This is a genomic window from Clostridium sp. UBA1652 (genome assembly GCF_002320975.1).
Lineage (GTDB): Bacteria > Bacillota > Clostridia > Clostridiales > Clostridiaceae > Clostridium_T > Clostridium_T intestinale.
Window position 1 is genome coordinate 193671 of sequence record NZ_DCLI01000056.1, and the last position, 14051, is coordinate 207721.

The window sequence follows — 14051 nt, forward strand, 5'->3', positions numbered from 1 at the left end:
AATTGAATATAGTAAAATTATTATTATAGCGTTACCCAAAAAAGTAATTTTAAGCCAGAGAATAATTATAATAACTTATATATTTACAATATAGATTAATCGAGGAGGTAAAAATGATTCAGGAAATAGCAAAAAAGTTATATTCGTTATTTTTAATTAATAGATACGCAATTGCTGTGATGCAAAATGATGGAAATTATTACACAAAATATTTTCGTGTTACTGAAAATGAAATTGTAACAATGCTTGATAAAAATGGAGCGATCGGATGTTACCAGCAATTATATAAAAGTCCATACTTAAAATGGTTATGTTTTGATTTTGATTGTAAAGATAAAGAAAATCCTAATATTGAAAATTTGTTCCAACAATGCGTTTTGCCATTAATAAATTATTTGAATAAAAAGGAAATATATTTTGCTACAGAGTTTTCAGGAAGAAGAGGAATTCATATATGGATATTGTTGGATAAATTTATAAAGAAGGAAACAGCGTATAAGCTGATTAAAAAAATTGAAATAGAATCACATTTGGATTATGATAAGGAATTATATGGGTTAGATGAGTTTCCAGCTACTGCAAGTAGTAAAGGAAATAAATTAGGGAAACAAGTAAAATTACCTTTATCCGTTCATACAAAAGGTGAACGTTCATTTTTTTTTGAAGGCGATTTTAGATGGATTGAAAAAACAGATAATTTTTTAACAAATCAATATGATATATTAAAAAAAATACAATTAAATGATACCAACAAACTTCTAGATAATCTAGAGTTAGATGATTTAGATATTAGAGTCCCATTTAAAAGAGTGAAATTAAACACTCATTTACAATGTTCAGTTGAAGAAATAATTAACATTCTTTCACAAACTAATGTGTATAGGCAGATTTTAGAAAGAATAACTGAAGGTAATGCTATTTCAAAAGATTGGTTTGTAATGTTAGGGACATTAGGTAAATTAGAAAAAAATGAAGAGATCCTACTTGATTTATTTAAATATAGTCCTAATTATTCTGAGAGCGAAACTCGCAAAAAAATACAAGAATATGGACATAAATATTATCCTGCAACATTTGATTATCTGTATCATTTATATAATATAGACATAGAGGAGAATTTGAATCCAGAAGAAAATGGTCTCCAATACTTATTAAGAAAAATTGGATTGGATTATGATTTAGATGATGTAAGTTATAATGAAAAAGTTTTATTAAATGATGTATCAGTCACAAAAGAAAAAGAAAAAAAATATTTATTTGATAATGACGAAGTACCAGTGGTTTCAGTTTACAATGATATCATACATATGACTCAATTTGACAATTATAAAATTGAGGAAATAATTAATGATATTTACGAAGGTAAAGTAAGTGAAATTAAAATTAATAAATACTATAAATTTATTAGAAAAGAAGATTGTGGTAAGGAAAGAATAATGATATCACTAGGTGCCCATGATAGAATATTAACAACACATTTAAGTTTAAATTTATTTTATGAATTAAAATGTAACTTTAATTCATTTAGTTATAATCCCAATTATCTTTCTAGTGAGGACATATTTTTTTATTGGTTTTCTTCCTGGGGTAATTATATCGAACAAATAAGAAAATATTTAGAACTTGATATGTTTAACGATCTATCTGTAATTACAATTGATGTTAGACATTTCTATGATAGTATAGATTTTTTAGGTATTTATAAAGGGTTAGAAAACTCTCTGAATATTAAATGTAAAAGAATAATTGAGACACTTATTAACTATAATGAAAATTTGATGAAAAAAATAACTGGTCAACGTAAAGGAGTTCCCCAAGGTCCTGCTTATGCAAGAATTATCGCTGAGTTTTATTTAGGTATAATATTAGAGAAGTTATTTAAATCTAGTAAATATAGTATACATGACATTATTATATATAGATATGTTGATGACATTATTATTTTCTATGATAATAATATTTATAACAACTTATTTTGTGATTTAAAAAATACTTTTAATGACTATGGACTAGAATTCAATGAAGAAAAAAGTAAAGGATATGGAGATATTGGTTCATTAACACAAAATCAAAAAGATGAGATTCTAAGAAAAGGCAAATTTCAGTATGATCTACAAACGTCGGAGTATTCTTATTTACTGAGGGAACAGGATGTTTATGAGAAGATGTCAAGATATCTTGAACAAAAATCTAACTTTGACATTTCTGATGCAAACTATATATTTTCTAAGAATGTAGATGAAAGAGCTAAAATATTCTATTTCCAAAAATATGCAGATAAAATATTTTCTTGTGAATTTGGTAGAGGTAGTATTTTCAGTAAATTTTATTTATATGTTTATAATCATCCAGCATTATTAGTAAAATGCTTAGTTTCGGGTAAGTTTAAGCTAATTCCAATAGATTCTATAAATTTTAAAAATGCTATAAGTAATTTATATATATGCATAAAGAACAAAAATATTAGTAAAGAATTAATACTTTTAATTAAGGATTTATTTTTGTCAAATATCAAAATTGAAACTGTTAAAGATGAAGAAGATAAAGGAATTATAGAGGCACTAAAAAATTATTTGGGAGATATTAGTTATGAAGGATAAAATAAATACCTATGTAAAACGTATTGACTTAATAAATATAAGTAATGAGAATTTAGTTAATGAAATATTACAATTTATCTCTAGCTTATTAGCTAGAGATATAGCAGATAATCAAGAGGAATTAGGAATTTTATTTTACCGTAGTGTAAGCAGATTAAATCAAGATAATTGTTCACCTGAAACGGAAAAAAATATTATAGACGCTTTTGATAATATTGGAACTATGTCTGTTGAAAATCAAAGTATTAGTGAATTGAAGACCATTTATTTTTTACAGAGGATATATTCAAAAAATTCAAACAATATTATTGAACTACCAAAAGAAAGTATAAAAAGCGAATTTCTAAATTTACTTGAAAACTTAGAACAAATAAGAATACTGTTCAAAATAAAATCTAAAGATATTACTATTTTCCCCATTAGCAATTTGCTATTTGATGTAATTAAATGTGATAACTTGTTAGATGAACTAAATTATATTAAAATCTTACAAACACTAATGTTAGCGCTACAAATATTTAACAGTAATGAGTATACTGAAGAATTTGATTGTATTAAAAGTATTATAGATGATTCAGAGCTAACTTTTGCATCTTATTTATTAGAATATTCCATAAGAATAGGCGGTAAAGATTGGATCAGAAACTATGAAAAAAATGGAGTGTTGATTTTATATAATCCTAATAGAAAAAAAGTTCTTATAAGAAATATAAAAATCGAATATTTTAAACTAATTGGTAAAGAGTATTTAAATATTAGTGAAATAAAAACCGAAAAAAATCATAATAAAGAAGCTATAGCATATTACATTGAATATGATCTAAATTCATTGGTATCAGTTGATATTTTTGAGGAATTTAAAAAAAGCAATAACTTTGAACGTATATTTGAAATACTTAAAATCGTCATTAATGAGAGATATTATAACATACTAATTAAAGATTCATTAATAGTAAGTAATGGCAAAATAATGCCAATAAACCCATTTAGCAATGAAGATAAATATAGCATTTATAGAGATAATGATGTTATCCCATCTTTTGATAATATAATGCCTTGTTTCAACTCATTCTCATTAAATAAAATAGTAGGAGATGGAATTGATTATATTAATTTAGGAATTCTTTTTTCATTACAGAAAATTGAAATGGTAAATCTTCAAAAACTTGATTTAGAAAACTCAGAACTCCGTTTTAATACACTTTTGAAAAATTGGCTAACAGAATGTACAGATAAAGAAAAAAGCTTTAATAATTTTTTAAAGATTTATACTGAACAATTAGCTTATGTAGAAGATAAAAATAAATTTTTACAAAAGGAATATGAAGGAGAATATTTTATTCCATACCAACTAGACGAAGAAATTATTAATATATTAGATTTTAGTGATTATATAACTAAAGAAAATATTATAAAATGCATTTACGAAGAAGATTTTTTTAGTGGAGAAAAGAAAATAATTCGCACAGATACCGGACAAGACATCACTTTTTATAAAAAGATTTGTGATGATGAAAAAGAACAAATAAAAGGTGAATTTTCAGCATGTATTAATGATGAGGAGAAAGTATTGTATGTTGGTGAAGATATTGAGAACTATTCTAGGATTCTACATAAAATAAGGGATATAAATAAATCTATGTTATCTGAAGAATTGCTTGAATTAATATCAGAAGTACATATTTCTGAATTATTCTCATATATGAAAATGCATGTTAAAGCTTGGAGTAAAATTCACCCTAAAGCAACATTTGATTCAATTGTAAGATATAGACTTGCAAATCATTTACTGCTCTTTAATTTCGATAAAAGTAAATTTTTCAATTGGTTTAGACTAATAAAAAAGCATGATATTGTTGATTATTCAATAATATCTAAATCTCAATTTTTAGATATTGATAAAAAAGGTGTATTATATGTATTAAAAGATAGAAGTAGATCTCAAAGTACATTTAAGTATATAAATTATGAGTATATAAATAGTAGTACTCATAGAGATAAAGTTGACTTATTCGATCCTATTGTAGAGAAAAATGATTCAGGATATTACACAATTAACGGTGAATTAATCAAAGAAGTTTGTTTTGTTTTTGATGTGATTCAAAGAGCTGGAGCGACAAAATGTACATTAAATTATTATTTAAGCCATAAATCAAAACAAGATGACAAGCATATTCAAATTTATGTTTTAGGAAAATGGGTAAGTATAAATGAAATAATCCAAAAAAATAATGCCACGATAGTAGTCTATTCCATATATGCAAGTAATGAAGGTGAAAAAAATGTAAATGATTATCTAAAATCTTCAAAATATCTATACAATCTGATGATAAAGGACGAAGAAATTTCAAGCAAATTAGATCCTAGTGATAAGAGTCTTATAAAAGATATATACGGTAAGTATTCAGGAGAAATTGAAATTGATGACTTTATAGTTATTAGAGAGTTTAATCAACCTAAGCATAATATTTTTCATAAAGAACTTTTAGTGCCTGAAAGGATCTGCTCTCTATTTGTTAAAAGAAAAGAGATATAGTTATTTGATATTTATTAATGAAAGTTCATATACATCATGCCTTAAATGTACTTAAAACACCTATAATTTAAATATTGTTAAAAGCAAAACAAAAAAACTTTGGTTTAACATTTTTTTCAGCATAAAGTTGCAGATACAACAATGAATATACGCTCAAACCAAAAAGAAAAATAAATGATATAACTCGTTTATATCATACGTGAGGTGGTAATGGGATGGGGTTATTTAACAGAATGAAAGAACCTGTTTTTCTTAAAGAGAGCAGTGATGCCCAAGTACAATTAGAAAAGCTACAGGCATTGGAACCTTTACTTAATGCAGAAGGGCAAAGTGTAATAAGACAAGATATAAAGTACCTTGAATATGGAATTGCAGGAGAAAAAAATATTGAATTTGAATTAAAAAATAGTCATATGCCCATGTATATTTTACATGACATTTATCTTGAGGATGGAGAATTGAGTGCTCAGATAGATTATCTTGTATTTACAAAGAAGATTTGCTTTGTCATAGAATGTAAGAATCTTTATGGAAATATTGAAATTAATAGTTCTGGTGACTTTATTCGTACTATCGAGTTTGGTTCTAAAAAGAAAAAAGAGGGGATTTATTCGCCTATAACACAAAATCAAAGACATCTAGAATTAATGAAAAAAATTAAAACAGACAATAATAGCAATATATTAACTAAATATATGTTAGGAAGATATTTTGGAGATTTTAATAAGTCAGTAGTAGTTTTAGCCAATCCTAAGACTGTACTTAATGCAAGATATGCAAAGAAAGATGTAAAAGAGAAAGTTATCCGTGCGGATCAATTGGTTAACTATATAAAAGAAATGTATGAAAACTCTAAAGAAGTGGCTGATTCTGATGAGAGAATGTTAACTTGGGCTCAATCCTACTTAAAATTACATAAGGATATGGAAAAAGATTATACTAGAAAATATGAACAATATAGATCTACACCAAAGAAATTAGAAGAAATATCATCTCCAATAGTGGAGAAAAGCACCCTCCAAGTAAATCAAGTTCAAATAGAAGAAACAGATATTTTCAAGGAATTAAAAGCTTATCGATTAGATAAGAGTCGTGAAGAAAAAGTTAAACCTTATTTTATTTATAATAATAATCAACTAAATGATTTAATTTCCAAGATGCCTAGAAACGAAAAAGAGCTACTTGCAATAGCAGGGTTTGGAGAAGTAAAGGTTAATAAATATGGCAATGATATATTGAGGATTATAAAGAAATATTAGCAAGCCAATGAATATATGAGTGATTAGTAATTAACCATAATGAAAACTGGATATGGAATTTAGCTTAGAAGAGGAACTTAATTCCTCTTTTTCTATTTAATAATATATGCATTAACAATTTCACCATAATAAGCAGTATGATAATCCTTGTTAGCACTATGGAAAGTACTATCCACATCTTGCGGGTAAAACTTTAAGTTATTTTCTTCAGTTATTTCTTTTGGGTCTTGTTCTTGTTTATAGATCACTTTACATTCCAATGTCAAAGGAAATTCTTTTATGGCAGGAACAGAAATCAATTCAGAATCTTCTAGAGTCAAACCTAATTCCTTTACTTTATCTATAACATGACCAGACTTTGTTCCACATACTGCAATAATTTTTTTATCAAATTCTCCAATAGGAATATTAATTGTAAATTCAGGATTTTTATCTAATTGGTGTTTTGTAAATCTATTTTCTCTAACAAAAACTGTGAAGATTGGTTTTGCCCATTCTATACCAAGTGTTCCCCAGGATATTACCATAGAATTTACTTTTTCATCTGTTTTTGTAGTTAATAGCACGCCTTTTTTTGTAGCTTGTAAAATTTCTTTTGCATAATCCAATACTTCTATTTTTTCTTTCATAAAAACAGCCTCCTTTTATTTTTATTATCTTAATTATATAACAAAAAACGTAAAAAAGAGAGTACGAACAATTAAGTTAGATACTAACTAAAAGGTGAGTGTGAGATGTTGAGAATAATAAGTTAGCAAATAACAAACCATTTGATTACATACGACATCTATTAGAATAAAAATATAAATGAACACTCCACCATCGTACCAAGGTTTTAGTTATATGCTATAATCAGAATGCTAAAAAAGACAAGAATTTGAGGTGAAAATTTATGAAAAAATATACAGGTGAAGAATTAAAAGAAGCTATGCAGGTTATATCTTCAACCATCAGTAATTGTGAAAAAATGCAGCCAAAATTTGCAGAGGGTACCTCTCAACACACCCTCCTTAAAAACAGAATAAAATCATTATATATATCAAAATCATTAATAATGGAAGAAAATATTATAGACAAATATACAAAAAAAGAGTTTATAGAAGCTTTACCTCCAATATCTTCAATTATTAGCAAATGTGAAAAGGCACAGTTAAAATTTACAGAGGACAGCTCTCATTACAAGCGTCTTAAGAAGATAATCCAAACAATGCACATTTCCAAATCATTGATTGAAGATAAAATTAGTGAAATGGATTAAGACATAGTTGATTTTTAATATTATTAAAGATTAATATCATTATTTACTTTAATAATATTAAATGTTATACTTAATATTATTAAAGGAGGGATATAATGGCAAATGAAGCATTACCAGAATGGATAGTAAATTTGGAAGATGAAGATATTGCTTTTATAAAAAAATTCCTGTTATCCTCAGGGTCATTAAAAGAGGTAGCTAAGCAATATTCTGTAACTTACCCAACAGTTAGGTTAAGATTAGATAAACTTATTCAAAAAATCCGAATAAGTGAAGAAAATTCAAATGAGCCATATATATCACTTATAAAAAGACTAGCTGTAAATGATAAGATTGACTTTGATACTGCAAAAATTCTAATTTCTGAATATAAAAAATCAAAAAAGGAGTGCAAGTAGATGAAATTTTTAGTTTTTGTTCTTTTTATAGTAGGTCTAATATACCTTCAAATTCGCCTTTCAAAAATGAAAAATAAATGGTTTGGGTTAATAATTCCGGCTATCTTTTTTATATTTTCTTTATTAGGAGTATTTAATATAGCTGCATTCTCATCTTTTACTAAGGAAACTGTCAATACAATTGACGAAAATGGTGTAGTTATTGCAAAACAAGTTATTGATAGTAGCTCCACTAGTTCTATTATGAATATTCCATCACTAATATTTACATCTGTAATTATTCTACTTTTATATAACATTCCAACAGCTATATTTCTTGGAATATATGCCGTATGTAGAGATAAAATAAAAAAGAACTCTGAACTAGAAAAGATGAATATTCAAGACTTGGAGTAGATTTTCAAAAAAATTAATAGTAAAGATTCATATATATAAGGAGATTTTATCTATGTATACCATTAATGAAGTTGCAAAGATTTGTGATATTTCTGTTCACACAATACGATTTTATGATAAAGAGGGACTTCTTCCTTTTGTTACACGAAATAGCACTGGAAACCGTCAGTTTAATGAAGTTGATCTTGATTTAATAAAGCTGATATGTTGCCTAAAAAATACAGGAATGCAAGTTAAGGAAATCAAAGAATATATAGAATTATGTATGCAGGGAGAAGAAACTGCTCCAGCACGAAAGCAGATAATGATTAATCACCGTAAAGAAATACTTAGACAGATAGACGATATGAAAAAAAATTTGAATATTGTTGATTTAAAAATAGCTTTTTACGATTCATATATAGATAATCCAGAGAATGGTTATGATGCACTTAAATTTATGAATGAGAACAAGAAAAAGTATATTACCACACATGAATAAAATTTCGTAAATCACTTAGATATAACTCTAAGTGATTTATCTATTTTTAGGCATTTAATATAAGTATGTTAGTTTAAAAATTTATGTATTTAAATCATGTCTTTCATAGACACATTATTATGATAACTGGGTTTATAAGGTGTTTTATTATTTAAAATTCTATGGAGTAAAATTAAATAAAAGATGTACTTGACTTCGATAAATATCTAAGTGATACCATTTATTTAAAGGAAAACTAAGAAATATCTATATGATTATAAATTATGAACTTATAAGGAGTTGTTTTTATGGGAGAAAATATGAAAAGAAATTGGACATCAGATGATATAACATCACAAAAAGGTCGTTCAGTTGTTGTTACAGGAACAGGTGGAATTGGATATGAAACAGCATTAGAACTAACTAAAGCAGGAGCAGAAGTTATAATGGCTGGTAGAAATAAAGATAAAGGCGAAGAATCAATCAGAAAGATTAAAAAAATAGCTCCATCAGGAAATATTAAATTCGAAAAACTTGATCTTGCTAGTCTTTCATCTATAAAATTATTTGGAAAAAAGATGAGACAAGAACGTAAAAGTTTAGATGTTTTAATAAACAATGCAGCAGTAATGACTCCACCTAAGAGATTAATTACTAAAGATAACTTTGAACTTCAGATGGGTACAAATTATCTTTCACACTTTGCATTAACGGCAGAATTACTTCCACTTTTAAAGAATGGAAAAGATCCAAGAGTAATTACCTTAAGTAGTCTTGCTAATCGTTCAGGTAAGATAGATTTTAATGATTTTCAAGCTGAACAAAAGTACGTGCCTATGGATGTCTATGCTCAATCAAAGCTTGCATGCCTTATGTTTGCATTTGAACTGCAACGTAGAAGTGATGAAGCTGGTTGGGGGATTCGTAGCATGTCAGTTCATCCAGGTATTTCAAGAACAGAATTAATTCCAAATGGATCTGGAAAAAATAGTCCTGCTGGAATAGTACGTCGTTTATTTGGACCTATTTTATTTCAACCCGCAGCTCATGGTGCTTGGCCATCACTTTATGCAGCAACTGCTAAAGAAGCAAAAAGTGGTGCTTACTATGGTCCATCTAAGTTAAATGAGATGAGAGGGTATCCTACTTTATCAAAAGTTCCCGAACAGGCAAATGATACCTTAGTATCTTCAAAGCTTTGGGAGTTATCCGAAAAGTTGACCAATATAAAATTCATTTAACTAAAATAAATATATTTCAGAATTTTTTTTAAACACCATTACTTAATTCAAAGTAGTGGTGTTTTTTAATTGGTAAAAAGATATAATTGACATATAGTCTAATTAGACTATAATATGTAAGTGTGGTTAGTCTAATTAGACTAATTTATTTAAAGAAAAGAAAGGATGAAAAAAATGATTAAATCATTTTTAATGATAGGACAATCGAATATGGCTGGAAGAGGGTTTCTTCATGAAGTAACCCCAATTTATAATGAAAGAATACAAATGCTTCGTAATGGTAGATGGCAGATGATGGCTGAACCAATAAATTTTGATAGACCTGTTTCAGGAATATCTCTAGCAGCTTCATTTGCAGATGCATGGAGTCGTCAAAGTCAAGAAGATATTATTGGGTTAATTCCATGTGCTGAAGGTGGAAGCACATTAAATGAATGGGGTGTAGATGAAGCACTTTTTAAACATGCAATAGCTGAAGCTAAATTTGCTATGCAAAATAGTGAGCTAACAGGAATTCTATGGCATCAAGGAGAGAGCGATAGTCTAGGTGGTAACTACAAAGTTTATTATGAAAAATTGCTTGTAATTGTTAATGCCATTAGAAAAGAGTTAAATGCTCCAGATATCCCTCTTATTATTGGTGGATTAGGGGACTTTTTAGGAAAAGTAGGATTTGGAAAAGGGTGTACTGAATATAACTTAATTAATGAAGAGTTGAAAAAATTTGCTTTTGAACAAGATAATTGCTATTTTGTCACAGCATCAGGTTTAACATCAAATCCAGATGGTATTCATATAGATGCAGTTTCTCAAAGAAAATTTGGTTTACGATATTTTGAAGCCTTTAATAATAAGCAACATGTATTAGAGCCATTAAGTAATGAAAATGAACTAATTGATCTTAGTTACACTAGAGAACATACAAAAACAGAAAAGATATATAAACAAAGTATGGATTTAGCACTTGGAAAAATATCATATGAGGAATTTGAATCTCAAATAATGCAAATTACTAATAGTTAAATATTGTTTGCGAACATAAAGGAGGTATTCTATTGATACCATTACTTATATTAGGGTTATTAAAGCAAAACCCAGGCTCTTATGGATATGAATTGTTGGCCTTAATGGAAGAGAGACACTATAAGTACATAGTAAATTTCACTAAAGGATCATTTTATTATAATCTTCAACAGTTGGAAGAAAAAAAATATATTAAACAAGTTGACCAATCAGACAACACTAGAGAAACTAATAATTATATCATCACGGAGCTTGGTGAAAAAGAATTTGAAAATTTGATGCTTAAATATGGCTCAAAGACTGATTATATAAATCTCACTTTTTATGCAGCAATGTTATTTGCTAATGAGTACAATAGTGAGGATCTAAAAAAATTAATAAAAACACAAATAGACCAAACCAAAAAGAAAGTTTCTGCATTAGAACAATCTCTTAAAAATGATGAAATAAGAAATACTTATTTTGGTAAAATGTTAGAGAATTCTTTGTCTCATCATTTAGTAAATGTTAAATGGTTTGAAGGCTTGTTAAAGGACATTAATTAAAATATAGAAGAACTTAGCTTTAGATAATATCGTAGATTTTAAGGTAGGAAAATAAGAGGAGTACTGTTTTTAAATAGTCCCATTCTTTAGTGAAAAGTAGTGCAAATTTTCTTGCCCATCTTAATTATACCATATAAAAAAATTAAATTATAGGCTTATAATTTAGGTATAGTGGGTGTATCATATGAACACATAGAGAATTACTTCATTGGTGTAATACAAAAAATGGGGAAGGATATGCACTACATTCAAGTTAATTTATTTGTCTGTAGTTATTAGAATCTTAATAAAAGGAGTGTGTCAGTATGGATGACAAAAAAGATATTTTAGATAACGGTCCTTTTTTTCATGGTACTAAAGCAGAACTAAAAATTGGAGATTTATTAGAACCACAGCACTTATCAAATTACCAGAATAAAAAATCTAACTATATTTACTTTACTGGAACATTAAATGCTGCTAAATGGGGAGCTGAATTAGCAACTTCTAAATTAAAAGAAAGAATTTATATTGTAGAACCATTAGGTGAATTTGAAAATGACCCAAATTTAACTAATAAAAGATTTCCAGGAAATCCAACACGTTCTTACAGATCTAAATCTCCGTTGAAAATAGTTGCTGAGTTAGGTTCATGGGAGAGACATTCTGATGAAGAAATAAATCATATGCTTTCATCATTAAAGAAATTAAGCGATGAAGGAAAAAACGTTATATACGATTAATTCTAACTTTTAGGTTACTCGGATAAGAAACTTGTTTATAATATAAATGACTCATTGAGTAGTTATTATACGTGATTCCTTAATATTATGAGTATAATTCAGAAAGGATATTTATCATGGATGTTATTAAAATAAACTTAGAAGAATTAAAAAAGCAAAATTCCATCTACTTAGATAATATAATGGATGGTTTTAATAAATATCCTAATACCACTATTGAAGGTACTGAAGAGGTGGTAAATAATACTATCAGAAAGCTAGTACAAGCAAATGGTCTTGAAAATTCTTATGGTGATTTTTATTATGGAAGAATAGATGAAGAAGCTAAGATTAGAGTAAAAGCTTCGTTAAGTGAAGATGAAATTGTATTAATAGATTCACTAAATTTAACTAAAGATGATCTTTTTATTCGCCTTACTCCAAGATTACTTGAAATATTGCTAAAACTCACAGCTAAAGAAATACTTTTTAGCACTTTCTATTTTACTAAATACCCTTGTCTAGTCTGGGGTAACTATGGAATGAAATATCCAGTGTTTTTTAAAGATGAGACTGTAATGAAAATTGTTGAAAAAGACATATTTAATAAAAATAAGTATTAAAATAATGAATTAAGGATAGAAGATTGAAAATTTCAGCTTCTATCCTTTTTTGGTTTAACAAGACATATTCCTTAAAAAAATGACTTAAATTTATTGTGTATCTAATAATGAAGTCTTTAATATGACAGGATGTTGTCATATTGATAGTGATATTATATGAATATGTCACAGGAAAGGGGCGAGATAGTATGCACACTAACAAAATGTTGTCTGAAAAATTTTATGAGGTTTTGAAACATGAAGGCATAGTCACTATTGTAACATGGGGAAAGGGTGAACCTCATATTGTGAATGAGTGGAACTCTTATCTAGTGGTAGTAGAAGATGAAAGAATTCTTATTCCAGCTGGTTTAATGCATAAGACTGAAGAAAATATAAATATTAATAATAAAATAAAAATGGCTTTAGGCAGTAAAAATGTTGTAGGATTTGATAATTATCAAGGTACTGGTTTTGTAGTAGAAGGTACTGCAAGATTTTTTGACTCAGGATTTGAATATGAAATGATGAAAGATAAGTTTTCATTTTTAACAAGGGTTTTAGAAATTACAGTCACTTCGGCTAAACAAATGTTATAAAGATATCATTACTATAAAAACAAATTAAGTAAGCATTCAGGAGGATACAAATAAAATGCACAATAATGAGTTAAACTTAAATGAAATAATAAAACGGTCAATAAAGATAAGGGATAACTACCATGAGTTAGAGAAACAATATCACGGAAGTAAGTGGAGCGTAGAAGAAGATGCATTAGCCTTTTTAACTGATGCAGGTCTCGTTGGCAGATTAACTATGGCTAATGAAAAAAGATGGCCTGTATCTGGAGATGAAGTTGAAGAATTAAAACATAAACTAAGTGAATGTATATGGTGGATTATTGTACTTGCAGATCGTATGAATATAGATATAAGCAAGTCTCTATATGAGTTTTTGACTAGTTTTGAGATTAACTAAATTTAACATCACTACTTAATAAAGGTAGTGGTGTTTTTATTGTCTAGAAAACCT

15 protein-coding genes are annotated in these 14051 nt (G+C 27.3%); 14 read left to right on the forward strand and 1 reads right to left on the reverse strand.

From position 1 onward, the window contains the following. Nucleotides 1-113: 113 nt before the first annotated feature. The 3 genes from B3N22_RS11860 (at nt 114) to B3N22_RS11870 (ending at nt 6395) form a co-directional block, all read left to right on the forward strand. The gene (locus B3N22_RS11860) at nt 114-2600 is read left to right on the forward strand and encodes a TOTE conflict system archaeo-eukaryotic primase domain-containing protein (protein ID WP_286907342.1); all 2487 of its coding nucleotides are present in this window, start codon (nt 114-116) and stop codon (nt 2598-2600) included. Continuing rightward, the gene (locus tag B3N22_RS11865; protein WP_286907345.1) at nt 2590-5136 is read left to right on the forward strand and encodes a hypothetical protein; all 2547 of its coding nucleotides are present in this window, start codon (nt 2590-2592) and stop codon (nt 5134-5136) included. Before B3N22_RS11860 ends, B3N22_RS11865 begins: the two co-directional genes overlap by 11 nt. Nucleotides 5137-5351: 215 nt before the next feature. Next, a complete protein-coding gene (locus B3N22_RS11870; protein ID WP_286907346.1) occupies nt 5352-6395 on the forward strand; it encodes an HRDC domain-containing protein in 1044 nt (347 codons plus the stop codon). Between the two features lie 92 nt (nt 6396-6487). Here B3N22_RS11870 and B3N22_RS11875 read toward each other — a convergent pair whose 3' ends face one another. Further along, nucleotides 6488-7024, reverse strand: coding sequence for a flavin reductase family protein (locus tag B3N22_RS11875; protein ID WP_286907347.1), 537 nt, complete (start codon nt 7022-7024; stop codon nt 6488-6490). Nucleotides 7025-7287: 263 nt separating this feature from the next. Here B3N22_RS11875 and B3N22_RS11880 point away from each other — a divergent pair, with 263 nt between their 5' ends. The 11 genes from B3N22_RS11880 (at nt 7288) to B3N22_RS11930 (ending at nt 13997) form a co-directional block, all read left to right on the forward strand. Next, nucleotides 7288-7653 carry a hypothetical protein gene (locus tag B3N22_RS11880; protein WP_286907349.1) on the forward strand — a complete coding sequence of 122 codons (366 nt, stop codon included), beginning with the start codon at nt 7288-7290 and terminating at the stop codon, nt 7651-7653. A gap of 95 nt (nt 7654-7748) precedes the next feature. Continuing rightward, entirely contained in the window at nt 7749-8051 is a 303-nt protein-coding gene (locus B3N22_RS11885) for a DUF2089 family protein (protein ID WP_286907350.1), read from the forward strand. Continuing rightward, the gene (locus tag B3N22_RS11890; protein ID WP_286907352.1) at nt 8052-8447 is read left to right on the forward strand and encodes a hypothetical protein; all 396 of its coding nucleotides are present in this window, start codon (nt 8052-8054) and stop codon (nt 8445-8447) included. Between the two features lie 52 nt (nt 8448-8499). Then, entirely contained in the window at nt 8500-8928 is a 429-nt protein-coding gene (locus B3N22_RS11895) for a MerR family transcriptional regulator (RefSeq protein ID WP_286907354.1), read from the forward strand. A gap of 287 nt (nt 8929-9215) precedes the next feature. Continuing rightward, nucleotides 9216-10148, forward strand: coding sequence for an oxidoreductase (locus B3N22_RS11900; protein ID WP_286907355.1), 933 nt, complete (start codon nt 9216-9218; stop codon nt 10146-10148). 174 nt (nt 10149-10322) lie between these two features. Beyond that, nucleotides 10323-11171, forward strand: coding sequence for a sialate O-acetylesterase (locus B3N22_RS11905; RefSeq protein WP_286907357.1), 849 nt, complete (start codon nt 10323-10325; stop codon nt 11169-11171). Between the two features lie 32 nt (nt 11172-11203). Next, complete coding sequence (locus tag B3N22_RS11910; protein ID WP_286907358.1) at nt 11204-11716, forward strand: PadR family transcriptional regulator; 513 nt, start codon at nt 11204-11206, stop codon at nt 11714-11716. A gap of 305 nt (nt 11717-12021) precedes the next feature. Next, nucleotides 12022-12438 carry an NAD(+)--rifampin ADP-ribosyltransferase gene (gene arr, locus B3N22_RS11915; protein WP_286907360.1) on the forward strand — a complete coding sequence of 139 codons (417 nt, stop codon included), beginning with the start codon at nt 12022-12024 and terminating at the stop codon, nt 12436-12438. Nucleotides 12439-12554: 116 nt separating this feature from the next. Next, the gene (locus B3N22_RS11920) at nt 12555-13040 is read left to right on the forward strand and encodes a hypothetical protein (RefSeq protein WP_286907362.1); all 486 of its coding nucleotides are present in this window, start codon (nt 12555-12557) and stop codon (nt 13038-13040) included. Nucleotides 13041-13243: 203 nt separating this feature from the next. Then, nucleotides 13244-13618, forward strand: coding sequence for a pyridoxamine 5'-phosphate oxidase family protein (locus tag B3N22_RS11925; protein ID WP_073016816.1), 375 nt, complete (start codon nt 13244-13246; stop codon nt 13616-13618). Between the two features lie 55 nt (nt 13619-13673). Continuing rightward, nucleotides 13674-13997 (forward strand): nucleoside triphosphate pyrophosphohydrolase family protein, encoded by a 324-nt coding sequence (locus tag B3N22_RS11930; RefSeq protein WP_286907364.1) that lies wholly within the window; start codon nt 13674-13676, stop codon nt 13995-13997. The last annotated feature ends 54 nt before the right edge of the window (nt 13998-14051 follow it).